The sequence below is a fragment of the Streptomyces sp. NPDC033270 genome, assembly GCF_055576575.1.
On sequence record NZ_JBVIRA010000033.1, the window covers coordinates 64,002 to 87,208 of the forward strand.

General features: G+C 74.3%; 20 protein-coding genes and 1 riboswitch. Of the genes, 14 read left to right on the forward strand and 6 right to left on the reverse strand.

All coding sequences use genetic code 11. The features are described 5' to 3' along the window. Positions 1-59: 59 nt before the first annotated feature. Genes ACZ5XZ_RS34140 through ACZ5XZ_RS34150 form a run of 3 tightly spaced genes read right to left on the reverse strand, consistent with a single transcriptional unit; the run spans position 60 to position 4,518 of the window. Positions 60-1,427, reverse strand: coding sequence for an extracellular solute-binding protein (locus tag ACZ5XZ_RS34140; RefSeq protein ID WP_468985319.1), 1,368 nt, complete (start codon positions 1,425-1,427; stop codon positions 60-62). Continuing rightward, positions 1,424-4,075 carry a caspase family protein gene (locus tag ACZ5XZ_RS34145; protein ID WP_468985322.1) on the reverse strand — a complete coding sequence of 884 codons (2,652 nt, stop codon included), beginning with the start codon at positions 4,073-4,075 and terminating at the stop codon, positions 1,424-1,426. The genes ACZ5XZ_RS34140 and ACZ5XZ_RS34145 overlap by 4 nt, the downstream gene beginning before the upstream one ends. 5 nt (positions 4,076-4,080) lie before the next feature. Continuing rightward, positions 4,081-4,518 carry a hypothetical protein gene (locus ACZ5XZ_RS34150; protein ID WP_468985324.1) on the reverse strand — a complete coding sequence of 146 codons (438 nt, stop codon included), beginning with the start codon at positions 4,516-4,518 and terminating at the stop codon, positions 4,081-4,083. A gap of 204 nt (positions 4,519-4,722) precedes the next feature. Then, a riboswitch (cobalamin riboswitch) is annotated at positions 4,723-4,871 on the forward strand. Positions 4,872-4,991: 120 nt separating this feature from the next. Between ACZ5XZ_RS34150 and ACZ5XZ_RS34155 the strand changes: the two genes are divergently transcribed. The 9 genes from ACZ5XZ_RS34155 to cobC all read left to right on the forward strand — a co-directional run bounded on the left by ACZ5XZ_RS34155 (position 4,992) and on the right by cobC (position 14,972). After that, on the forward strand, positions 4,992-5,978 hold the full coding sequence (locus ACZ5XZ_RS34155) for a cobalamin biosynthesis protein (protein ID WP_468985326.1): 987 nt from the start codon (positions 4,992-4,994) through the stop codon (positions 5,976-5,978). After that, entirely contained in the window at positions 5,975-7,570 is a 1,596-nt protein-coding gene (locus ACZ5XZ_RS34160) for a cobyric acid synthase (RefSeq protein WP_468985329.1), read from the forward strand. The genes ACZ5XZ_RS34155 and ACZ5XZ_RS34160 overlap by 4 nt, the downstream gene beginning before the upstream one ends. Before the next feature lie 49 nt (positions 7,571-7,619). Beyond that, on the forward strand, positions 7,620-9,743 hold the full coding sequence (locus ACZ5XZ_RS34165; protein ID WP_468985332.1) for a putative cobaltochelatase: 2,124 nt from the start codon (positions 7,620-7,622) through the stop codon (positions 9,741-9,743). After that, positions 9,743-10,339, forward strand: coding sequence for a cob(I)yrinic acid a,c-diamide adenosyltransferase (gene cobO / locus ACZ5XZ_RS34170; protein WP_468985334.1), 597 nt, complete (start codon positions 9,743-9,745; stop codon positions 10,337-10,339). The genes ACZ5XZ_RS34165 and cobO overlap by 1 nt, the downstream gene beginning before the upstream one ends. 7 nt (positions 10,340-10,346) lie before the next feature. After that, entirely contained in the window at positions 10,347-11,753 is a 1,407-nt protein-coding gene (locus ACZ5XZ_RS34175) for a cobyrinate a,c-diamide synthase (RefSeq protein ID WP_468985337.1), read from the forward strand. Continuing rightward, the gene (locus tag ACZ5XZ_RS34180) at positions 11,750-12,424 is read left to right on the forward strand and encodes a VOC family protein (RefSeq protein WP_468985340.1); all 675 of its coding nucleotides are present in this window, start codon (positions 11,750-11,752) and stop codon (positions 12,422-12,424) included. Before ACZ5XZ_RS34175 ends, ACZ5XZ_RS34180 begins: the two co-directional genes overlap by 4 nt. Continuing rightward, positions 12,421-12,885 (forward strand): cobalamin biosynthesis protein, encoded by a 465-nt coding sequence (locus ACZ5XZ_RS34185; protein WP_468985342.1) that lies wholly within the window; start codon positions 12,421-12,423, stop codon positions 12,883-12,885. Before ACZ5XZ_RS34180 ends, ACZ5XZ_RS34185 begins: the two co-directional genes overlap by 4 nt. 138 nt (positions 12,886-13,023) lie before the next feature. Continuing rightward, positions 13,024-13,872 carry a sirohydrochlorin chelatase gene (locus ACZ5XZ_RS34190; protein WP_468985344.1) on the forward strand — a complete coding sequence of 283 codons (849 nt, stop codon included), beginning with the start codon at positions 13,024-13,026 and terminating at the stop codon, positions 13,870-13,872. A 2-nt stretch (positions 13,873-13,874) separates the two neighbouring features. Beyond that, on the forward strand, positions 13,875-14,972 hold the full coding sequence (gene cobC, locus ACZ5XZ_RS34195) for an Rv2231c family pyridoxal phosphate-dependent protein CobC (RefSeq protein WP_468985347.1): 1,098 nt from the start codon (positions 13,875-13,877) through the stop codon (positions 14,970-14,972). 31 nt (positions 14,973-15,003) lie between these two features. Here the strand turns inward: cobC and ACZ5XZ_RS34200 are convergent, their stop codons facing one another. Beyond that, positions 15,004-15,909, reverse strand: a complete 906-nt coding sequence (locus ACZ5XZ_RS34200) for a LysR family transcriptional regulator (RefSeq protein ID WP_468985349.1) — start codon at positions 15,907-15,909, stop codon at positions 15,004-15,006. Positions 15,910-16,027: 118 nt separating this feature from the next. Here ACZ5XZ_RS34200 and ACZ5XZ_RS34205 point away from each other — a divergent pair, with 118 nt between their 5' ends. Further along, positions 16,028-16,453 carry a tautomerase family protein gene (locus ACZ5XZ_RS34205; protein WP_468985351.1) on the forward strand — a complete coding sequence of 142 codons (426 nt, stop codon included), beginning with the start codon at positions 16,028-16,030 and terminating at the stop codon, positions 16,451-16,453. A gap of 127 nt (positions 16,454-16,580) precedes the next feature. On the opposite strand, the gene ACZ5XZ_RS34210 is transcribed toward ACZ5XZ_RS34205, so the two are convergent. Beyond that, positions 16,581-17,567 carry an SCO1860 family LAETG-anchored protein gene (locus tag ACZ5XZ_RS34210; RefSeq protein ID WP_468985367.1) on the reverse strand — a complete coding sequence of 329 codons (987 nt, stop codon included), beginning with the start codon at positions 17,565-17,567 and terminating at the stop codon, positions 16,581-16,583. A gap of 399 nt (positions 17,568-17,966) precedes the next feature. Next, the gene (locus tag ACZ5XZ_RS34215; RefSeq protein ID WP_468985369.1) at positions 17,967-19,058 is read right to left on the reverse strand and encodes an amidohydrolase family protein; all 1,092 of its coding nucleotides are present in this window, start codon (positions 19,056-19,058) and stop codon (positions 17,967-17,969) included. A 585-nt stretch (positions 19,059-19,643) separates the two neighbouring features. Here ACZ5XZ_RS34215 and ectA point away from each other — a divergent pair. The 4 genes from ectA to thpD all read left to right on the forward strand — a co-directional run bounded on the left by ectA (position 19,644) and on the right by thpD (position 23,067). Next, on the forward strand, positions 19,644-20,207 hold the full coding sequence (ectA, locus tag ACZ5XZ_RS34220) for a diaminobutyrate acetyltransferase (protein WP_468985353.1): 564 nt from the start codon (positions 19,644-19,646) through the stop codon (positions 20,205-20,207). 133 nt (positions 20,208-20,340) lie between these two features. Then, positions 20,341-21,609 (forward strand): diaminobutyrate--2-oxoglutarate transaminase, encoded by a 1,269-nt coding sequence (gene ectB / locus ACZ5XZ_RS34225; RefSeq protein WP_468985355.1) that lies wholly within the window; start codon positions 20,341-20,343, stop codon positions 21,607-21,609. Positions 21,610-21,656: 47 nt separating this feature from the next. After that, positions 21,657-22,073: an ectoine synthase gene (locus ACZ5XZ_RS34230; protein ID WP_468985357.1), complete on the forward strand. Its 417-nt coding sequence runs from the start codon at positions 21,657-21,659 to the stop codon at positions 22,071-22,073. Between the two features lie 94 nt (positions 22,074-22,167). Further along, on the forward strand, positions 22,168-23,067 hold the full coding sequence (gene thpD, locus ACZ5XZ_RS34235; RefSeq protein ID WP_468985359.1) for an ectoine hydroxylase: 900 nt from the start codon (positions 22,168-22,170) through the stop codon (positions 23,065-23,067). Positions 23,068-23,207 lie beyond the last annotated feature (140 nt).

Genomic DNA, 23,207 nt, shown 5'->3' on the forward strand with positions numbered 1-23,207 from the left:
CAGCCGCCTTCCACCGGGCGCCTCGTGCCTGTGCCGGTCCGACAGCCGGGCGCAAGGGATCACCCCCGCCCGCTGAGCGCCTCGTCGGCCTCGCGGGCCAGCGCATCGGCGATCGCGGTACCGCCGCGGCTGTTGAGGTACTCGGACACCCGGATCTGCACGACCTTGCTGAAGGTCTGGTAGTGGGAGCTGCGCGGACGGGGCTGGGCCGCCCGCAGCGCCGCGTACAGCGTCCGGGTGTACGGCGGCTCCTGGCCGGGCCACGGCGCCCGCTGCCCCGTGCCGTGCTCACCGCGCTCGGGCGGCAGCGGGCAGGCGGGCGCCTTGGCCGCCTCCCGGTACGACGAGTCACGGGTCGCCGCGAAGCCCCGCTCCAGCAGACAGCGTTCGCTGCCCGGGCTGGTCAGCGCCTCGATCAGGGCCCGCGCCCCGGCCGGCCGCCGGCTGCCCGCGGAGATCGCCAGATTCTGCCCGCCCAGGACGGACATCCGCCTGCCGTCGGTGGGGCGGGCCGGCAGCTCGGCGACCGCGAACTGCTTGCCGGGGGTGAGCTTCTCGGCGACCGAGGCGTACTCCACCGGCCAGTTCCGCATGAACAGGGCGCGGCCGTCGGCGAACCAGCGGCGGCTCTCCGTCTCGTCCATCGCCGTGGCCTCGTGCGGCATGATCGAGTCGAGCCGGTCCTTGACGTCGGCGACGCCCTGCTGGAGCGCGCCGACCTGCTCGCCCTTGGTGAAGCTCGGGGCGTCCGGGTCGCCGCCGTTGGCCCAGGCCGACTCCAGGGTGTTGACGGTCAGCCCCTCGTAGGGCCGCAGCTGGGCCACCATGCCGTACATCTTGGGGGCCTTGGCGCCCTTGCCTTCGCGGGCGAGCCGGCGGTTGTAGGCGTCGGCCACCTGGCCGGCCACGTTCTTCAGCTCGCCCCAGTTGGAGGGCGGTTGGTCATAGCCGTATTCGTGGAGGAGGTCCTTGCGGTAGTACAGCAGCCCGGCGTCGCTGTTGAAGGGGACGCCCCAGATCTTGCCGTCGTGGTCGACGGTCTTGACCACGCTGTCGAGGAAGTCGCCGTCCAGGGCCGCGCCCCAGGGGCGGATGACCCCCGCCTCGGCGAACTCCGCGGTCCAGGCCACATCGAGGTTGAGCACGTCGTAGTCGCCGTTGCCGGACTGGCCCGCGGCCAGCAGCTGGCTGCGCTGGCCGTCGGCGGTGTCCGGGAGCTTGACGATCCGCACCGAGCGGCCGGTGCGCCGCTCGAAGGCCTCGATGAGGTCCTGGCGGACGCCCGTACTGCTGAGGTCGCTGCCGGTGGCGAAGACGATCGGCCCCTTCTCGGGGCCGGGCTGCGGGCCCGACGTGCAGCCGCCGACCGCCGCCGTCAGGGTCAGGCACAGCAGGGCGGCGGGCAGCGCGGCGCGCGGCGTCCTCACCGGCCCTCCCTGCCCGCGGTACCGATGGAGGCAACCAGTCCGGCCAGCAGATCGGGGGCCTGCGGGCCGCCGGGCACGCACTGTCCCTTCGAGGCGCCGGCCAGCCCCTGGAGGACGAAGGTGTCGCAGCCGGACCGGCCCATCACCAGCGTCAGAACCGGCACCCCGGGCTTCTGCTTCAGCAGCGCGGTCAGGGTGCGCTCCACGCCCGCCGCGCGCCCGGGCCCGCCGTCGTCCTCGTCCAGGATCAGCACGATGGCCTGATGGCCGACGGCCGACCTCTTCATCTCCCGTACGGCGACGGTCAGCGCCTCCGCCATCGCGGCGCCGTGGTCGACCAGCGCGTCCGCTCCCCCCTTCGCGATCCGGTCCAGTGCGGCCTTGCCGGGCACCGGATCGGCGGTGCCGAGCGGGACGGCCCGGCGCACCGCCGCCGGATCACCCGGATGCGCGCGGTCCGGGAAGGTCCACAGGCCGTAGGTGTGGCGGTCGCCGACCATCTCCAGGACCCGGCCCGCGGCGCCGAGGGCGACGGGGAGCTTGCCGCCGTCGGCCATCGAGGTGGAGGCGTCCATCAGGATCAGCAGCCGGCTGGACTTTTGTGCCCGGTCGTAGCCGTCCAGCACCCGGGCGACCTGGTCGGCGCCGGCGGTGAAGGGGACGACGGGGGCGCCGAGGTCGGTGTTGGCGCGGCTGCTGCGCAGCGGGGAGTCGGCGGCGGGCGCGGGCACCGTGCCGTGCTTGCCGGGCACCGCGCGGTAGCCGTGCTCGGTGAGGACGCGCTGTCCGCCGTCCGGGGCGCGCAGCCAGTCGGCGAAGCGGTCGGCCGCGGCCTGTCGGGGGGCGGCGTCCCCGGCGCCGTGCCAGTCGACCCGGATCAGCGGGTGGTCCAGGGCCGGGACGTTCTTGGGGTAGTAGGCGGCGTAGCGGTCGCCGGGGGGCGGCGCGGAGCCCAGGGCGGGGCAACTGCCGATGGCGTGGCCGAGGTTGAAGTCGGCGAGGGACTTCTCGGAGACCAGCGGCGCCGCGCGGGCGCCGCGGACGGTTCCGGGGGTGCCCCCGGCGGCGCCGGGGCGCAGCGAGCACAGCAGCTCGGTGCTGCCGGCGTACTGGCTGCCCGGGGCGGAGAGCCGCTGCTCGGCGCTCTCGGCGAGGGCGGGGTCGGGGGCGCCGGACGAGTCGATGTGCGAGCCGTCGTTGGCGAGGTAGAGGCCGATGGTGTGCAGCAGTCCGGTGCCGGAGAGCACCGGGCTCGGGCGCAGCAGCCGCAGGTCGCGGTGTGCGCTGTCGGTGCCGGTGAGCAGTTCCTGCCAGGAGGCGCCGACGGGTTCGACGTCGGTGAGCCGTTCGGTGGCCGGGATGCCGACGACCAGCGGGCTGTAGGCGACCGGGCCGGTGTTGTGCAGGGTCGCGGGGGATCCGGTGGACGGCATACCGCGACGGGCCTCCTCGTAGTCGGCGGTGGATTCGGGGACCCACAGGTCGGGTTGGGGCCCGGGCCGGTGGAGCGGGTCGGTGCCCTTGGCGTCCTGGAGATCCTTGCCGGTGCCCTGGGCCTGGCCCTGCCAGCGGTCGGCGGCGGCGAAGCCCTGGTCGACCTGGTCCTTGGCAGCGGAGTAGACGGTGATCTGGGCCCGCCGGCAGCCCGCGGGCAGATCGTCCTCGCCGTGCAGCGGGCGGGTGTTGCGCTCGGACATCTCGTAGCCGAAGGCGGCCTGGCGCAGGGTGGGTTCGGCCTCCGGGGCGGTGAGCAGCCGCAGTTCGAGGGCGGGCGGGCAGTCCGGCGGCGGGCGCAGCGCGTGCAGGGTGATCAGCGTGGCGGCGGTGAGCGCGAGGACGGTGCCGAGCGCGAGCAGGAGCCGCAGCCGGCGCCGGAGGTGCTGGTTGAACCAGCGGCGTAAGCGGACCCGCGGCGGCGTCGGCAGCCGGACCTCGGGGGTGGCGAAGGACAGGACGACGTCGTCGAGGGTGTTCTGCTTCGCGGAGCGCGGCTCCCAGACGTCGCCCATCGGGGTCCGCTCGTCGGCGAGCCGGATGCGCAGCTCCCGTACGAGGTCCTCGAAGGCGACGAAGCGCCGGCCGGGGATGCCGTGTTCGAGGACCTCCACCATGGCGCGGGTGAAGAGGCTGCCGCCGGCCGGTTCGTCGCCGCTGAAGATCCGGCGGTTGGGCTGGGCGGCCATCAGCAGCGACATGGGCTTGCGCAGGGAGTGGAAGGCCCCGTCGGCGTTGCCGGCGTAGCAGCACTCCAGGACGATCACGATGCGCTCGGCCCGTGCGTGGTCGAGGCAGGAGAGCACCGTGTCCTGCCAGGAGACGGTGGTGTGGCTCTGCCGGGGCACCGAGGCGCCGACCATCAGCTGCAGATCGCCGCCGTCGCTGCGGACCCGGCCGTGGCCGGAGAAGTGCACCAGCAGCAGACCGCGCGCCTCGTCGGCGGCGGTCTTGAGTGCCTGCCCCAGCTCCCAGGGCTCCGTGGGGCGGCAGACCGTGACCTCGTCGGCGGTGAACAGGTCGGTGGCGGTCAGTGCCCGCCGCAGCTCGGGGGCGTTGTCCTCCACCGCCGGCAGGCGGGGCAGCGTGGTGTAGTCGTGGACACAGACCAGCAGCGCCCGGTTGATCTTTCCCCGCGCGTCGTATTCGGACATCCGGGTCAGCCCTCGCCGGTGCCGCCCCCGCGCGTCGGTCCGCCCGGATCGGGGCGTTCGGTGTCGCCGACCGCCTGCAGCTCACCGCCCGTGCCGGCGTCGACGGCGGGCGCCTCGCCCTCGGCCCGCTCCTCCTTGCGGCGCCGCAGCCACTCCCGCAGGGCGATGCCCAGCCCCTTGGTGACCTCGGCGGCGACCGCGCCGACGATCACCAGGATCAGGTCGTCCACTCCCACGGCCATGTCGCCCGGTCCGGCCGAGTCGGCACCGCCGGTGTCGGCCGCTTCGTGGGCGGGGCGCGGCCGCTGCTCCCAGGCGTGTTCCCGGCGGCTCAGCCAGGGTTCGCGCTCCAGCCACACCTGGAGGTCGTCGATGTCCTGCTGCGGATTGTTCGTCCCCGTGATCCTGATGCGGATCTCGTGATGACCGGCGTTCTCCGGCATCCCCCAGCCCCCTTCCGGCGGCCCCTTCGCCACCGTGCAACTGATAGTGACGTGGGATCAGGGGCACAGGCAACCGTCTGTGACGCGGCCGCCACCCTGTGGCGTGTGCCACAGCGCCTGCCACGGGGCAGCGTCGCAGGTCAAGGACGAGTTGACGGGCCTTCGCAGGGCGTGGTGGACTGCCGGAGCCAATCGGCGACAGATGAGGAAGTCCGGTGAGAATCCGGCGCGGTCCCGCCACTGTCACCGGGGAGCGTTCCTCCATCGAAGGCCACGGTCCGCCTCGCGTACGCCTGACGGCGTACCAGGACTGGAAGGCCGGGGGCCACGCCGATCCGGGAGCCAGGAGACTCTTGTCGCCGTCACGTCGAGCCAGGGCGCGGACCCTGAGTGAGGACATACCGCCATGCCCGGCCGCCCTTCGAGAGCACCACTGCACGCCCCCGCAGGGCCCCTCCCGGCGGCCTGACCCGATGCGCGGCGAACACGCGGGATACGCGTGCGGCGCGGCCCTGGGCTTTCTCGCCGACCTGATCGCGGCGGATCCACGGCGCGGCCATCCGGTGGCCGCGTTCGGCCGGGCCGCGGGCGCAGTGGAGCGCCGACTGTGGCGTGACCACCGCGGGTACGGCGCGGCACATGCCGTGCTGTGCGCGGGCGGTGCGGCCGCCGGGGCCGCCCTGTTGCAGCGCGCCGCGGGGCGCTCCCGCGGCGCCCGGGTCGTGTTGACCGCGGCGACGGTCTGGGCGGTGCTGGGCGGCACCTCGCTGGGCCGGGAGGCACGGGCCGTCGGCGGGGCGCTCACGGCGGGCGACCTGGACGTGGCGCGGGAGCGGCTGCCGCATCTGTGCGGGCGTGATCCGCAGGCGCTGGACGGGCCGCAGCTGGCCCGTGCGGTGGTGGAGTCGGTCGCCGAGAACACCTCGGACGCGGTGGTGGGTGCCCTGGTGTGGGGCGCGCTCGGCGGGGTGCCCGGCCTGGTGGCGTTCCGGGCGGTGAACACGCTGGACGCGATGGTGGGTCACAAGTCGCCGCGCTACCGCCGCTTCGGCTGGGCCTCGGCCCGGCTCGACGACCTCGCCGGCTGGCCCGGCTCCCGGCTGACCGCCGCCCTGGCCGTGCTCGCCGGCCCCGACCGGCGTGGCGCGCTGCGGGCCTGGCGGGCGGACGGCGGGGCGCACCCGAGTCCCAACGCGGGCCCGGTGGAGGCGTCGTTCGCGGGTGCGCTGGGCGTACGGCTGGGCGGCACGCTGGCGTACGCCGGGCGGGTCGAGCACCGCCCGGTGCTCAACGGCGGGGCGAGGCCGGTCGCGGCCGGCGACATCGAGCGGGCGGTACGGCTGTCGCGGAAGGTGAGCGCGCTGGCGCTGGCGACGACGGTGGCGGGGCGGCTGGTGGCGGGCGCGGTGCGGCACAGAAGCGCGGCGGCGCGCCGCGGGAGCGGGAGGAAGAGCCGGTGAACGGGCGGAGCAAGGCGTCCGGCGGGACCGTCGGCGGGGGCCTGTTGGTGGCCGGTACGACGTCGGACGCCGGCAAGAGCGTGGTCACGGCGGGGATCTGCCGCTGGCTGGTGCGGCAGGGCGTGCGGGTGGCGCCCTTCAAGGCGCAGAACATGTCGCTGAACTCGTTCGTCACGCGCGAGGGCGCGGAGATCGGCCGGGCCCAGGCGATGCAGGCCGCCGCGGCGCGGGTGGAGCCGACCGCGCTGATGAACCCCGTGCTGCTCAAGCCGGGCGGCGACCGCAGCAGCCAGGTGGTGCTGCTGGGCAAGCCGGTCGGTGAGCTCAGTGCCCGTGGGTATTTCGGGGGGTCGTCCCCCGGGGGAACGCCGTATGCGGGCCGGCGGGAGCAGTTGCTCGGCACGGTGACCGACTGCCTGGCCGAGCTGCGGCGTACCCATGACGCGGTGATCTGCGAGGGCGCCGGCAGCCCCGCCGAGATCAACCTGCGGCGCACCGACATCGTCAACATGGGCATCGCCCGGGCCGCCCGGATACCGGTCGTCGTGGTCGGCGACATCGACCGCGGCGGGGTGTTCGCGTCCTTCTTCGGCACCGTCGCGCTGCTGTCGAAGGAGGACCAGGCGCTGGTCGCGGGGTACCTCGTCAACAAGTTCCGGGGCGATGTGACGCTGCTGGAGCCCGGCCTGGAGATGATGCGGCGGCTGAGCGGGCGGCCGACGCTGGGCGTGCTGCCGTTCGCGCACGGGCTGGGCATCGACGAGGAGGACGGCCTGCGGGTCTCGCTGCGCGGCGCGGTGCGCGAGAGCGTGGTGGCGCCGCCGCACGGCGCCGATGTGCTGCGGGTCGCGGTCGCCGCCGTACCGCTGATGTCGAACTTCACGGACGTGGACGCGCTGGCCGCCGAACCCGGCGTGGTGGTGCGGTTCGTGGACCGGGTCGAGGAGCTGGCCGACGCGGACCTGGTGGTGCTGCCGGGGACCCGGGGCACCGTCCGGGCGCTTGCGTGGCTGCGCGAGCGCGGCCTGGCGGACGCGATCGCCCGGCGGGCCGCCGAGGGCCGCCCGGTGCTGGGCGTCTGCGGCGGCTTCCAGATGCTGGGCGAGCGCATCGAGGACGAGGTCGAGTCGAAGGCGGGCACGGTCGAGGGGCTGGGGCTGCTGCCCGTACGGGTGCGGTTCGCGGCGGAGAAGACCCTCGCGCGGCCGGTCGGGCAGGCGCTGGGCGAGCCGGTGGAGGGGTACGAGATCCACCACGGCGTCGCCGAAGTGACCGGCGGCGACGAGGCGTTCTTCTCCGATGACCAAGGGCGCGGCCTGGACGGCTGCCGGGTCGGCTCCGTGTGGGGCACGCACTGGCACGGCTCGCTGGAGAGCGACGGCTTCCGCCGGGCGTTCCTGCGGCGGGTGGCGGCCGACGCGGGGCGGGCCTTCGTCCCGGCCCCCGACACGAGCTTCGCCGCGCTGCGCGAGGAGCAGCTGGACCGGCTGGGCGATCTGATCGAGGAGCACGCGGACACGGACGCGCTGTGGCGGCTGATCGAGCAAGGGGTGCCGGAGGGGCTGCCGTTCGTGCCTCCGGGGGCGCCGTGAGGGGTACGCATGGGACGGATCGGGCCGGCGACGTGGAGGATGACAAGGCATGACAACGGTGCACAACACGACCCCGCAGTACCCCTTCACCGCGGTCGTCGGGATGGACGATCTGCGGCTGGCGCTGCTGCTGAACGCGGTGAGCCCCGCGGTCGGCGGGGTGCTGGTGCGCGGCGAGAAGGGCACCGCCAAGTCCACCGCGGTCCGCGCGCTGTCGGCCCTGATGCCGGCGGTCGACGTGGTCGGCGGCTGCCGCTTCGCCTGCGCGCCGGCCGCCCCCGACCCCGGCTGCCCTGACGGGCCGCACGAGCCGGGCGCCGTCGAGCAGCGCCCGACGCGCATGGTCGAGCTGCCCGTCGGCGCCTCAGAGGACCGGCTGGTCGGCGCGCTGGACATCGAGCGGGCCCTGTCGGAGGGCGTGAAGGCCTTCGAGCCGGGACTGCTGGCGGACGCGCACCGCGGCATCCTGTACGTCGACGAGGTCAACCTCCTCCACGACCACCTGGTGGACCTGCTGCTGGACGCCGCCGCCATGGGCGCCTCCTACGTCGAGCGCGAGGGCGTCTCCGTACGGCACGCGGCCCGCTTCCTGCTCGTGGGCACCATGAACCCCGAAGAGGGTGAGCTGCGGCCGCAGTTGCTGGACCGGTTCGGGCTCACGGTCGAGGTCGCGGCCTCGCGCGAGCCGGAGCAGCGGGTGGAGGTGGTCCGCCGGCGGCTGGCCTATGACGCCGATCCGGCCGGCTTCGCGGCGCGCTGGGCGGCCGAGGAGGACGGGCTGCGCGGGCGCATCAGCGCCGCCCGGGAGCTGCTGCCGAGCGTGGTGCTGGGGGACGCGGCGCTCCGCCAGATCGCGGCGACCTGTGCCGCCTTCGAGGTGGACGGGATGCGCGCGGACATCGTGATGGCGCGCACCGCCACGGCGCTGGCCGCCTGGGCGGGGCGCACGGACGTCCGGGAGGAGGACGTCCGGCAGGCGGCGCTGCTGGCGCTGCCGCACCGTCGGCGCCGCAATCCGTTCGACGCCCCCGGCCTGGACGAGGACAAGCTCGACCGGACGCTGGAGGAGTTCGGCGGGGCGGACGAGGGCGCGGACGGCGAGGACGATCCGGAGCCGGACGGTCCGGACGGCGGCCCCGACGGGGGCGGTCCGGGCGGTGCGCCGCCGCCGCAGGAGGGCGGGCCGCAGGAGTCGCCGCAGCAGCCGGAAGCCGAACTGCCGCACCAGCAGGAGCGCCAGGCCCCGCAGGCCCCCGAGTCCCCCCAGGCGCCCGAGACGTCCGAGCCCGAGCCCCGGCCGCAGGCGGGCGCGGCCGGTGAGAAGCCGGCCGTCGGGGCCGCCGAGCCGTTCCGGACGCGCCGGCTGGACGTACCGGGCCTGGGCGAGGGCGCCGACGGCCGCCGCTCCCGTGCCCGTACCGCGCACGGCCGGACGACCGGGGCCCGGCGCCCCCGGGGCGCCCTGGGCAAGCTGCACCTGGCCGCGACCGTGCAGGCCGCGGCCCCGCATCAGCACGCGCGCGGGCGGCGGGGCAGCGGCCTGGTCGTGCGCAGGGACGATCTGCGCGAGGCGGTGCGCGAGGGCCGCGAGGGCAATCTCGTGCTGTTCGTCGTGGACGCGTCCGGTTCGATGGCGGCGCGCAAGCGGATGAGCGCGGTCAAGGGCGCGGTGCTCTCGCTGCTGCTGGACGCCTACCAGCGGCGCGACAAGATCGGCATGATCACCTTCCGGGGCGCCGGCGCCGAGCTGGCGCTGCCCCCGACGTCGTCGGTCGAGGCGGGTGCCGCGCGCCTGGAGCAGCTGCCGACCGGCGGCCGGACGCCGCTGTCGGAGGGGCTGCTGCGGGCCCACGAGGTGCTGCGGGTGGAGCGGATGCGGGACGCCTCGCGCCGCCCGTTGCTGGTGGTGGTCACCGACGGGCGGGCGACCGGCGGCCCCGAGCCGGTCGCGCGGGCCGCCCGCGCCGCCCGGCTGCTGGCCGCCGAGGGCACCGCTTCGGTGGTCGTGGACTGCGAGGCGGGCCCGGTGCGGCTGGGGCTCGCGGGCGAACTGGCCCGGGATCTGCAGGGCACGGCCGTCACCCTCGACGAGCTGCGCGCGGACAGCGTCTCCGCGCTCGTACGGACCGTGCAGGGCAACAGGACCGATCACGCCAACAGGAAGGCCGCGTAATGCCGCAGGGACAGCCGTCCGTCGTACCGAACGACGGGCTCACCACCCGCCAGCGCCGCAACCGCCCGCTGGTCTTCGTCCACACCGGCCAGGGCAAGGGCAAGTCCACCGCCGCCTTCGGGCTGGCGCTGCGCGCCTGGAACCAGGGCTGGCCGGTCGGGGTGTTCCAGTTCGTGAAGTCGGCGAAGTGGAAGGTCGGCGAGGAGCGGGCGCTGAAGGTGCTCGGCGACTCCGGCGAGGGCGGCACCGTCGCCTGGCACAAGATGGGCGAGGGCTGGTCCTGGGTGCAGCGCGACATCGCCTCCAGTGAGGACGCGGCGCGCGAGGGCTGGGAGCAGGTCAAGCGGGACCTCGCCGCGGAGACCTACAAGCTGCTGGTGCTCGACGAGTTCGCCTACCCGCTGAAGTGGGGCTGGATCGACACCGAGGAGGTGGTGTCGGTGCTGCGCGACCGCCCCGGTACGCAGCACGTCGTCATCACCGGGCGCGGCGCCCCCCAGCCGCTGCTGGACCACGCCGACCTGGTGACGGACATGACGAAGGTCAAGCACCCCATGGACGCGGGGCAGAAGGGTCAGCGGGGCATCGAATGGTGAGCCGGGCATGAGCAACGGGTCGATTCCACGGCTGGTGATCGCCGCGCCGTCGTCGGGCGCGGGCAAGACGACGGTGGCCACCGGCCTGATGGCGGCGTTCGCCGAGGCCGGGCTCACGGTGTCGCCGCACAAGGTGGGTCCCGACTACATCGACCCCGGCTACCACTCCCTGGCGACCGGCCGCCCCGGCCGCAACCTGGACGCCTATCTGTGCGGGCCGGACCGGATCGCACCGCTGTTCCTGCACGGCGCGGCGGGCGCCGATCTCGCGCTCGTCGAGGGCGTGATGGGCCTGTTCGACGGGGCGTCGGGGAGGGGCGAGCTGTCGTCCACGGCGCAGGTCGCCAAGCTGCTGCGGGCGCCGGTGGTGCTGGTGGTGGACGCGTCCTCGCAGTCGAGGTCGGTGGCCGCGCTGGTGCACGGCTTCGCGTCCTGGGACCCGGAGGTGCGGCTGGCCGGGGTGATCCTCAACAAGGTCGGCTCGGACCGCCATGAGGCGCTGCTGCGGGAGGCGATGGACTCCTCCGGGGTGCCGGTGCTGGGCGCGCTGCGCCGTGACGGGCGGGCCGGTACGCCGTCGCGGCATCTGGGGCTGGTGCCGGTCGCCGAACGGCGGGCCGAGGCGCTTGCGTCGGTGCGCGAACTGGCCGCACGGGTGCGCGCGGGCTGCGACCTCCAGGCGCTGCTGGCGCTGGCCCGTACGGTGCCGGAGTTGCCGGACGCGCCGTGGGATCCGGCGGCGGAGGTGGCGGCGACGGGCACCGGGGCGGCGGGCGGCGCCGCGAAGACGCCGCTGATCGCCGTCGCCGGCGGCGCCGCGTTCACCTTCTCGTACGCCGAGCACGCCGAGCTGCTGGCCGCCGCGGGCGCCGAGGTGGCCCCCTTCGACCCGCTGCGGGACGAACAACTGCCGCCCGGCACCGACGGGTTGGTGATCGGCGGCGGCTTCCCCGAGGTGTATGCGCCGGATCTGTCGGCGAACGCCCCGCTGCGCGCCGCGGTGGCCGAACTGGCCGCCTCCGGGGCGCCGGTGTCCGCCGAGTGCGCCGGCCTGCTGTACCTCTCCCGCGCGATCGACGGGAAGCCGATGTGCGGGGTGCTGCCCGCCGAGGCCCGGATGACCGAGCGGCTCACCCTCGGCTACCGGGAGGCGGTGGCGCTGCGGGACAACGCGCTGGCCGCGGCCGGGACGCGGGTGCGCGGCCATGAGTTCCACCGTACGGTTCTGGAACCGGGCGCGGGTGCGGAGCCGGCGTGGGGGCTGACCCACCCCGAGCGGCGGGTGGAGGGCTTTGTGACCGGTGGGGTGCATGCGTCGTATCTGCATGTGCACTGGGCGGCGGAGCCGTCGCTGGCCGGACGGCTGGCGACGAGCGCGGCGCGGGGCGCGGCGGCGTACGGGGCCGCGCGGTGAGGGGGGCCGCCGGTACGGCCGGGGCACCCGCCGTCCTCGACCACCTCGTCTATGCCACGCCCGACCTGGAGGGCACCGTCGCCGAGGTCGCGGAGCTGACCGGTGTGCGTCCGGTGCGCGGCGGCAGCCATCCGGGCCGGGGCACCCGCAACCATCTGCTGGACCTGGGCGGCGGGGCGTACTTCGAGATCGTCGGGCCCGACCCGGAGCAGCCGGCGCCGGCCGGACCGCGGTGGTTCGGCATCGACGCGCTGACCGGGCCACGGCTGGTCACCTGGGCGGTGCGGGTCACCGGGATCGCCGACCGGGTCGCCGAGGCCCGGGCCCGCGGCGCGGACCCCGGCGATCCGACGGCGATGGCCCGGCGGACCCCCGAAGGCGCACGGATCGCCTGGCAGCTGACGCCCCCGGAGCGGGCCCGGGGCCTGACGCCCTTCCTGCTCGACTGGGGCGAGGCCCCGCATCCGTCCGGCAGCGGACTGCCCCGGGTCCCCCTGGTCTCGCTGCGCGCCACGCACCCCGACCCCGGGGCGGCCCGGGACGCGCTGGCGGCGCTCGGCGTGCGGTGGCCGGGTGAGCCGATCGCGGCCGGCCCGGCCGCGCAGCTCACCGCGGTCCTTGAGGGCCGGCACGGCCTGGTGGCCTTCGGCCGGGGAGCCGGCGCGCCGTGAGCCGCCGGGCGGCCGACCGCGCCGGCGGGCCCGGTGCGCCGCTGATCGCCGGTGTGGGCGCGAGCCGCGGCGTCCCGGTCGGCGAGGTGCTGGAACTGATCACGGCCGCACGGGCGGCGGCGGGGCTGGCGGACCGGCCGGTCGCGGCGCTGGCGACGGTGGCCGCCAAGGCCGCCGAGCCGGGGCTGACCGGGGCCGCGCGCCGGCTCGGGGTGCCGCTGCTGTCGTTCCCGGCGGCGGCGCTGGCGGCCGTACGGGTACCGCATCCGTCCCCGGCCGCGGCCGCCGCCGTCGGCACGCCGAGCGTGGCCGAGGCGGCCGCGCTGCTGGCCGCGGGGCCGGGCGCCGAACTGGTGGCGGGCAAGCGGAAGTCGGCGCCGCCCGGCCGGCCGGCCCGTGCCACCTGCGCGCTCGCGGCGCCGGCAGTAACGGAGAACGGTGTGCTTACCGCTGGTAGGTAGGGAGCGGCCACCGCTCCGCTCACGGGTGCCGATATCGTCATGACCCCCCTCAGCCCGCCCCGCCGTGGCCCGGGCCGGCGGACGGGGGTCATCGGCGACGAAGCACCGACGGCGAAACACCGGCACCAAGGAGACCCAGTGACCACCCCTCCCGCACTGCTCATCGCCGGTCACGGCACCCGTGACGAGGACGGGGCCGAGGCCCTCCGCGCCCTGGTGCACCTGCTCGCCGCGCGCCACCCCGACCTGCTCGTCGCCGGCGGGTTCTTCGGTCTGCCGGGTGCGCCGATGCCGCTGGACGACGCCGTCGACGAGCTGGCCGAGCGGGGCGCGACCCGCGTCGCCGCCGTACCGCTGCTGCTGACGCCGACCGGGCCGGGCGGTTCGACGCTGCCCGAGGCACTGGAGCGGGCCGCCGTGCGCCACCCGGGACTGGGCTTCGCCTGCAGCGCCGAGCCGGGCCCGCACCCCCGGCTGCTGCAGGCGCTGGAGCAGCGGCTGGACGAGGCGTTGGGCGGCGGCACCCGCCGGCCCCAGGACCGGGCCCGTACGACGGTGCTGCTGGTGGGGCGCGGGTCGAGCGACCCCTACGCCAACGCCGAGGTCGCACGGGCCGCGCGGCTGCTGTGGGAGGGGCGCGGCTTCGCGGGCGTGGAGACCGCGTTCGTCACCCAGGCGGCGCCCGATGTGCCGGCGGGCCTGGACCGGTGCCGGGCGCTGGCCGCGACCGCGCCCGGAGCGGACGGTCCGAACCGGATCGTGGTCCTGCCGTACTTCTTCTTCCCCGGTGGCCTGTTCGAGCGGCTGTGCATGCAGACCGAGGGCTGGGCCGCGGCGTATCCCGACACCGAGGTGTACGGCGCGCAGCCGATCGGCACCGGCGCCGAGGTGGCCGAGGTGGTCATGGAGCGCTACCGCGAGACGTTGGCGGGCGGCGCGGCGTGGCCGGCCGCCGCCGCGGTGCCGGCGCGCGCCGGGGAACGGTGAGCATGTCCGCTTCCACCGAGTCGGTAGGGCTGCGCGAGCCCGGCCCGAACGCCCCGTCCCCCGAGCCCGATCTGCGGCATCACGGCGACGCCGAGGTGCGGGGCGCGGACGCCGGGCTGACGGATCTGGCGGTCAACGTCCGCACCGGCACTCCCCCGGCCTGGCTCAAGGACCGCATCGCCGCGTCCCTGGACGGTCTCGCCGCCTACCCGGACGGACGGTCGGCCCGCCGCGCGGTCGCCGCACGGCACGGGCTGCCCGCCGAGCGGGTGCTGCTGACCTCGGGCGCCGCGGAGGCGTTCGTCCTGATCGCGCGGGCCCTGCCGGCCCGTCGGCCGGTGGTGGTGCATCCGCAGTTCACCGAGCCGGAGGCGGCGCTGCGGGACGCCGGGCACGACGTCGGGCGGGTGCTGCTCGACGAGCGGGACGGCTTCCGGCTGGATCCGGAGGCGGTGCCGCGGGACGCGGATCTGGTCGTCGTCGGCAACCCCACCAATCCGACGTCCGTGCTGCACCCCGCGGCGGTGCTGGCGCGGCTGGCGCGGCCGGGCCGGACGCTGGTGGTGGACGAGGCGTTCATGGACGCGGTGCCCGGCGAGCGGGAGTCGCTGGCCGCGCGCACGGATCTGCCCGGGCTGGTGGTGCTGCGCAGTCTCACCAAGACCTGGGGGCTGGCGGGGCTGCGGATCGGCTATGTGCTGGCCGGCGCGGACACCGTCGCCGCCCTGGAGCGGGCGCAGCCGCTGTGGCCGGTCTCCAGCCCTGCGCTGGCCGCCGCCGAGGCGTGCTGCGCGCCCGGGGCGCTGGCGGAGGCCGCCGCGGCGGCCGAGGAGATCGCCGCGGACCGGGCCCATCTGCTGGCCCGGCTGGGCGAGTTCGGGCAGATCCGGGTGGCCGGTCCGGCGGCGGGCCCGTTCGTGCTGATCCGGCTGCCGGGCGCGGCGGAGGTACGCGCCGGGCTGCGGGAGCGCGGCTTCGCGGTGCGCCGGGGCGACACCTTCCCCGGCCTGGGCCCGGACTGGCTGCGGCTGGCGGTACGGGACCGCGCGACGACGGACCGGTTCGCCGCGGCGCTGGCGGAGGTCCTCGGGCGGGGCTAGGGCTTGTCCGACCCGGACCCTCGGACAGGCCCTAAGGCGCTTGCTGCGCCAGTCCTGGAGGCGCGGAGGCGAGGCGGGCCAGATGTCCGGCGGCCGACTCCGCCAGGGTGCGGACCGCCGGGTGCCAGGGGCGGGACTGCGGTCCGCTCAGTACCAGACGGCGCGAGGTCTGCGGCTCCAGCGGCAGCAGCACCAGATCCGGGGGGATCAGCGAGCGGGAGACCTCGGACAGCACGGTCACGCCGATACCGGCCTGCACCATGCTGATCAGGGTCGCCAGGTCCCGTACCCGGTGCGCGGGGGTGAAGCGCAGCCCGGCCAGGCTGTGGATGGTGCGGATGCGGGCCTCACAGCCGTTGGGCGAGATCAGGAACTGGTCGTCCTCCAGGTCGCGGATGTCGACGGCCGGCTCGTCCGCCAGGGGGTGGTCGCGCGGCAGCAGGGCACGGTAGCCGTCCATGGCGAGCTGGATGCCGGGGCCGGGCGGGGGGTCGATCAGGACGGCGGCATCGGCGGTCCCCTCCTCCAGCCAGGTCGCCACCTCGGCGCTGTCCCCCTCGAAGACCCGCACCGTGATCCGCGGCTGGTCCTCGCGCCAGTGCCGGAGCAGGCCGGGGACCAGCCCCTGGCAGACCGTCGGTGTGGAGGCCAGCCGCACCGTGCCGGTCATGGTCTCGCCGGCGTCGGCCGCGATCTGCTCCACGGACCGGGTCGCCGACAGCGCGATGCGGGCGTGCGGCAGGACCCGCTCGCCGAGCGCCGTGGTCCGCACCGGGGTGGCGCGGACCAGCAGCGGGGCGGTCAGCTCGCGTTCGAGGGAGGCGACGGCGTGCGACACCGCGGACTGGCTCAGGCCCAGCTCGGCGGCGGCCGCGCTGAAGCCGCCCGCGTCGACGACGGCGAGGAACGCCCTCAGTTGGGCGAGGTTCACGGTCATGCGGCGCCCTCATATACCTATGACATCCATGCGTTGGATCTATGGTGCCAGGTTGGCGAGGCTTGCTCCGTGCCGCCCGACCGGGCGGACGCGGACCCAGCATCTGCCGAGGAGAGCCATGCCGTACTTCCGGGTGACCGTCACCGACCCCGACCTCCCCGCCGACGTCCAGCGCGCCCTCGCCGAGGGGCTGACCGGGCTGGCGGTCTCGGCCCTGGGCAAGTCCGCGGCGCGCACCATCGTCCACGTCAACCCGGTTCCGGCCGGCAGCTACTTCGTCGCCGGCAGGCCCCTGACCGGCGGCCGCGACGCGCACGTGGAGGCGAGCCTCACCCTCGGCACGAACAGCGCCGCGGAGAAGGCCGCCTTCATCGCCAGGGCCGGGGCGCTGCTGTCGGACCTCCTCGGCCCGCTCGCCCGATGCGGCGTCGCCCTGCACGAACTGCACCCCGAGAGCTACGGCTATCAGGGTGTGACCCAGTTCGACCACTACCGCCGGGCCGGGGACACAGCGGCCGTCCCAGCCGCCCCGGCCGGCCGCTGAGCCGGCAGCGGCCGGGCCGCACGGCAGGCGGGGTGCGCCGTCACGCGCCGCCTCCGGCACGTAACGGCGCACCCCGGGCCGTACCCCGCACGGCGCCCCCACAGCACCGGCACGGGGTACGGGGCTGTCAGCCGCGGCCGCCCTGCGGTGCGGCGGCGCGGCGGCGGCGTGCGTAGACCGTCGATCCGGCGCCCGCGGCGAGCAGCAGGGCCGCGCCACCGGCCAGGAACCAGGTGGCCGAACTGCCGCCGGTCTCCGCGAGGTTGTGGGAGTCGGCCCCGGAGCCGGCCTGGCTCACCTCGGTGCCGCCGCCGGCCGGCTTGCTGCCACCGGCCGGCTTGCTGCCGCCGTCCGGCTGCGACGGGCCGCCGCTGCCGCCGGAGCCGCCCTGCTCGGGCGTCTTGCCGTGCGGGGCGGTGCAGGTGGCCCGGGCGAGGGTGACCCGGCCGCGCACGTCGGCGACGTTGAGCTTCAACGGATTGACCGAGACGTTCAGTTCGAGCGCGGTGGCCGCGGCGCTCCGGTCGGCGACGCTCTTCTTGGACAGGTCGAGCCGCACGTCGCCGACGCCCGGCACCTTGACCTCGGTCGTGCCGCCCGCCGTGAGCGTGACCTTCTTGCCCAGGACGCGGACGTCGCCCAGCACATGGGACTCGGCGCGGGGCCGCTCGCCCGCCTCGCACACCGCCTTGGCGGTGACCTGCTGGACCTCGATCAGGGACAGCAGCGGCAGACCGGGCAGCCGGACCTTGGCGTGCACCAGGTTGGCGTAGCCCTCGGACCTGCGGCGGTCGGCGGTGGCCCGTGCGGTGGCGACGTCGGTGCGCAGCACACTGAACGGCTTGCCCTTGTCGACGCCGTCGAGGTCGACGCTGAGCGCGGTCTTCTCGGCGGAGGCCGGTGCGCGCACCTCGTTCAGGACGACGTTCAGCGGGACGTCGGCCGCCTTGTCGAGCAGACCGACGTTCAGCCCGGTGCGCAGCACGACCGCGCCGGCCGTGCCGCGGGTCGAGCCGTGGTCTCCGGTTGCGTGCGCGGGGGCGGCACCGAGCAGCACGGCGGAGCCGGCCGTCAGTGCGGTGGCGACGACGGTCGCGGCGAGGCGCCTGGGCATGCCGGAGAAGTAGGTGGGACTGGTGGACACGTGTGTGGAACCCCCACGAGAGAAATGGAGCCGCCGACCGCGCCAATGGGGGACATCACGCGGGCCGGCGACCTCGACCCGCACATCGTGTCCGCACCGAGGGTGAACAGGCAGCCACGCGAGGTTAGTTCATCCCAATGGGTGGTTTTCGCGCCTTCATTCGATTCCCGCGGCACGGTGCATCACCCGCGTCACAGCCGCCCCACCGACCGGGTGATCCGGGTTGACCGGCGCGGTTCACCCGCCCGCCGCGCCAGGGCGCCACCGTTGACGCCGTCGACGCCGCAGGCGGCGCCGTCCGGCCGCGCACGGCGAGGGGCCGGAGCCCGACCGGCCCCGGCCCCTCGGACCGCACACCCAGAGGTGCCGCTAGCCGACGACCTGCCCCCGCAGCACCACCCTGCGGGGCGCCGCCAGTACCCGTACGTCCTCGCGCGGGTCGCTCTCGTAGACCACCAGGTCCGCCGGGGCGCCCTCGGTGAGGCCGGGACGGCCGAGCCAGTCCCGCGCGCCCCAGGTGGTGGCGGACAGCGCGGCCACGGCGGGCAGCCCGGCCCTGGTCAGCTCGACGACCTCGTCGGCCACCAGGCCGTGGGCGAGCGAGCCCCCGGCGTCGGTGCCGGCGAACACGGGCACGCCGGCGTCGTACGCGGCCCGCACGGTGTCGTAGCGGCGCGCGTGGAGGCGTCGCATATGGTCCGCCCAGCGCGGGAACTTCGCCGCGCCGCCGTCCGCGAGCCGGGGGAAGGTGGCGATGTTGACGAGGGTGGGGACGATGGCGACGCCCCGCTCGGCGAAGAGCGGGATGGTGTCCTCGGTGAGTCCGGTGGCGTGCTCGATGCAGTCGATACCGGCCTCGACCAGCGGCGCCAGGGAGTCCTCGGCGAAGCAGTGGGCGGTCACCCGGGCGCCGAGCCGGTGCGCCTCGGCGATGGCCGCCTCGACCGCGCCGCGGGGCCAGCACGCCGAGAGATCGCCGGTGGAGCGGTCGAGCCAGTCCCCGACGAGCTTGACCCAGCCGTCGCCGCGGCGGGCCTCCTGGGCGACGTAGGCGACCAGGTCCTCGGGCTCGATCTCATGCGCGTAGTTGCGGATGTAGCGCCTGGTACGGGCGATGTGGCGGCCGGCGCGGATGATCCGGGGCAGGTCGTCGCGCTCGTCGATCCAGCGGGTGTCGGAGGGCGACCCGGCGTCGCGGATCAGCAGGGTGCCGGCGTCACGGTCGGTGAGCGCCTGCTTCTCGCTGGTCGGCGCGTCCACCGGGCCGTGCGCGTCCAGACCCACATGGCAGTGGGCGTCGACCAGGCCCGGCAGCGCCCAGCCCTCGACCGTGGTGGCATCGCGTGCCAGGGCCGGCCGGTCGAACGTCACCCGGCCGCCGACGACCCACAGCTCGTCGCGCACGTCGTCCGGCCCGACGAGGACCCTCCCCTTGAGGTGCAGCACCGCACCTTCGCTCATGGACGTCATACCGGCACTCTAGGCGGCCCGACCGGGCGGTCGGGCCGGGGTGGTCGCGCATCGGCCGAGCGGTTGTCCGGTCGGGCGGGCGAGCCGCGGCCAAGGGCCGGCCAAGTGGTTGTCCGGGCCGCGGCGACAGGCCCGGCCGGACCCTTCCGGGACGGATTCCACCGACGTTTCGCCGGACGTTTCACCAAAACCGGCTGCAGGTTCTTGCAGCCGTTGTCATGAGTCTTGCCACGGCCTTGCCGGGCGGGTTTCCTGGCTTCCAGCAGGGCCACTGAAGGCGAATTCCCAATTTCTTGTACGCATAGCCTTCCGTATTCTTCTGCCCGCTTTTCCGCAGCTCAAACGCCAAGATTTCGCTAGCGTCAGATACCGTAATTCGGACGCATCTCGCGGCTGTTACGGAGCTGTGACCGACTACACAGGGTGTCCGTTTCACCCCGAACCTCCTGGTCAAATCGGGACAACCTTCTACGGCATCGCGCGCTCGGGCGCCCCCGCGCGATAACACATCCCGGGCGCTTGTGTAACCCCTGCTCGCGATGCAATTTCCTTTTTCCCTGGGTAAATTTAATTCCCATGACCGCCGCACAAGCAGACCATGCAGGTGCCCGCAGCGATATCGGAGAATTTCCGGAGGGCTTCAAGCTCGACACCCCACGGGTGGAGGACGGAGCAGCAATCTGGCGCATCGCCCGCGACTCGCGGGTGCTGGACCTCAACTCGTCCTACAGCTACCTGCTGTGGTGTCGCGACTTCGCCGCCACCTCCGTCGTCGCCCGCGACGCGGACGGCGAGCCGGCCGCGTTCCTCACCGGTTACCTCCGTCCCGAGCGCCCGGAGACCCTTGTCGTGTGGCAGATCGCCGTCGACGACGCGCACCGCGGCAAGGGCCTGGCGGCCGCGCTTCTGGACGGGCTGACCACCCGGGCCGTGGACGAGCTGGGCATTCGTTTCGTCGAGACCACCATCACCCCCGACAACGCGGCATCCAACCGGCTGTTCGCGTCCTTCGCCGAGCGGCACCGCGTGCCCGTGAAGCGCGAGGTGCTCTTCGACGCGGGGCTGTTCCCCGAGCAGGGCCACGAGCCGGAGGTGCTGCACCTCATAGGCCCGTTCACTCCACCGGCCCCCGGGCAGTAGCGCCCCGGGCCGCGCGGCCACCACGCCGCAGCGGCCCCACGGATCCGGCATCACCCTCTGAGACCGCCGGCACCGCCCAGCCCCCCACCCACAGACTTCCTCATCCTTCGCACTCGTCTCCCAGGAGCATGCTGTGACCATCACCCAGCCCGATCTGAGCGTCTTCGAGACCGTGGAGTCGGAGGTGCGCAGCTACTGCCGTGGCTGGCCCACCGTCTTCGACCGCGCCCAGGGCAGCCGACTGACCGACGAGGACGGGCACACCTACCTCGACTTCTTCGCCGGCGCCGGTTCGCTCAACTACGGGCACAACAACCCCGTACTCAAACGCGCCCTGATCGACTACATCGAGCGCGACGGCATCACCCACGGCCTGGACATGTCCACCACGGCCAAGCGGGCGTTCCTGGAGTCGTTCCAGAACATCATCCTGCGGCCGCGCGACCTGCCCTACAAGGTCATGTTCCCGGGCCCGACGGGCGCCAACTCCGTCGAGGCCGCGCTGAAGCTGGCCCGCAAGGTCAAGGGCCGCGAGTCGATCGTGTCCTTCACCAACGCCTTCCACGGGATGTCGCTGGGCGCGCTCGCGGTCACCGGCAACTCCATGAAGCGGGCCGGCGCCGGCATCCCGCTGGTGCACGGCACCCCGATGCCGTTCGACAACTACCTGGACGGGCAGACCCCCGACTTCCTGTGGTTCGAGCGGCTGCTGGAGGACCAGGGCTCCGGCCTGAACAAGCCCGCGGCCGTGATCGTGGAGACCGTGCAGGGCGAGGGCGGCATCAACGTCGCGCGCGTCGAGTGGCTGCGCGAGCTCGCCGCGCTGTGCGAGCGCCAGGACATGCTGCTGATCGTCGACGACATCCAGATGGGCTGCGGCCGTACGGGTGCCTTCTTCTCCTTCGAGGAGGCGGGCATCGTGCCGGACATCGTCACCGTCTCGAAGTCCATCAGCGGCTACGGCCTGCCGCTCGCGCTGACCCTGTTCAAGCCCGAGCTGGACATCTGGGAGCCGGGCGAGCACAACGGCACCTTCCGCGGCAACAACCCGGCCTTCGTGACCGCCGCCGCCGCGCTGGACACCTACTGGGCCGACGGCCAGATGGAGAAGCAGACTCTCGCCCGCGGTGAGATCGTCGAAGCGCACCTGAAGGCCATCGTCGAGGAGCACCCCCAGGCCATCGCCGAGTACCGCGGCCGCGGTCTGGTGTGGGGCCTGGAGTGCATCGACAAGCCCCTCGCGGGCAAGATCGCCAAGCGCGCCTTCGAGCTGGGTCTGCTGATCGAGACCTCCGGCCCGGAGAGCGAGGTCGTCAAGCTGCTGCCCGCACTGACGACCACCCCCGAGGAGCTGGACGAGGGCCTTCGCACCCTCGCCCGCGCGGTCCGCGACTGCGCCTGACCGGCTCAGAGTTCCTTAACCGTTCCACAGAAAGGCACCGACTCACCGTGATCGTCCGATCCTTCCAGGACATCGAAGGCACCGACCGCCACGTCAAGGCAGCGTCCGGCACGTGGGAGAGCAAGCGCATCGTGCTCGCCAAGGAGCGCGTCGGCTTCTCGCTGCACGAGACCGTGCTGTACGCCGGTACGGAGACGTCGATGTGGTACGCGAACCACATCGAGGCCGTCGTCTGCGTCGAGGGCGAGGCCGAGCTGACCAACGACGAGACCGGCGAGAAGCACACCATCACGCCCGGCGTGATGTACCTCCTCGACGGGCATGAGAAGCACACCATGCGGATCAAGCAGGACTTCCGCTGCCTGTGCGTCTTCAACCCGCCGGTCACCGGCCGTGAGGACCACGACGAGAACGGGGTCTACCCGCTTCTCACCGAACCCGAGACCGAGCCCGAAGCGGTCTGAGGCGTCACCCGACCTGCCCCGTCCGGCAGAGCCGAGGAAGGCACCACGCGCACACAGAGCCAGATTCCGTACGAGAGGAGAGGAAGGCAACACCATGACCACCGCACCCGAGCGCACCGCCGACCTGTACCCGACCCGTGGGGCCGCTGAGGTGATCACCCCGCGGAAGGACCCGGTGGTGTGGTCGCAGCCCGGAGCGGCCGGCCCGTTCGCGCCGTCCGAGCTGAGCGACTTCGAACGCGACGGCTTTTTCGCCATCGGGGAACTGCTGACGGCGGAGGAAGTCGCGGTGTACCGCGCCGAACTGGACCGGCTCGTGCTCGACCCGACGATGCGCGCGGACCCGCGCTCCATCGTCGAGCCGAAGTCGCAGAGCGTACGGTCCGTGTTCGAGGTGCACAAGATCAGCGAGGTGTTCGCCAAGCTGGTCTCCGACCCGCGTGTGGTCGGCCGTGCCCGTCAGATCCTCGGTTCGGACGTCTACGTCCACCAGTCGCGGATCAATGTGAAGCCCGGCTTCGGTGCCTCCGGCTTCTACTGGCACTCGGACTTCGAGACCTGGCACGCCGAGGACGGTCTGCCGAACATGCGCACCGTGTCGGTCTCGATCGCGCTGACGGAGAACTACGACACCAACGGCGGCCTGATGATCATGCCCGGCTCGCACCAGCACTTCGTGGGCTGCGAGGGCGAGACGCCGAAGGACAACTACAAGCGGTCCCTGCAGATGCAGGACGCGGGCATCCCCTCGGACGAGGTCCTCACGAAGATGGCGGACAAGCACAGCATCCGCCTGTTCACCGGCAGGGCCGGTTCGGCGACCTGGTTCGACTGCAACGCCATGCACGGCTCGGGCGACAACATCACCCCGTACCCGCGCAGCAACGTCTTCATCGTCTTCAACAGCGTGGAGAACGCGGCGGTGGAGCCGTTCGCGGCCCCGGTCCGGCGCCCGGAGTACATCGGGGCGCGGGACTTCACACCGGTGAGGTAGGCACGGACGGTGAAGTAGGCCGGTACGGCACATGGCGGGACCGGTGGCGGGGGGGGGGGGGGGGGGGGGGGGGGGGGGGGGGGGGGGGGGGGGGGGGGGGGGGGGGGGGGGGGGGGGGGGGGGGGGGGGGGGGGGGGGGG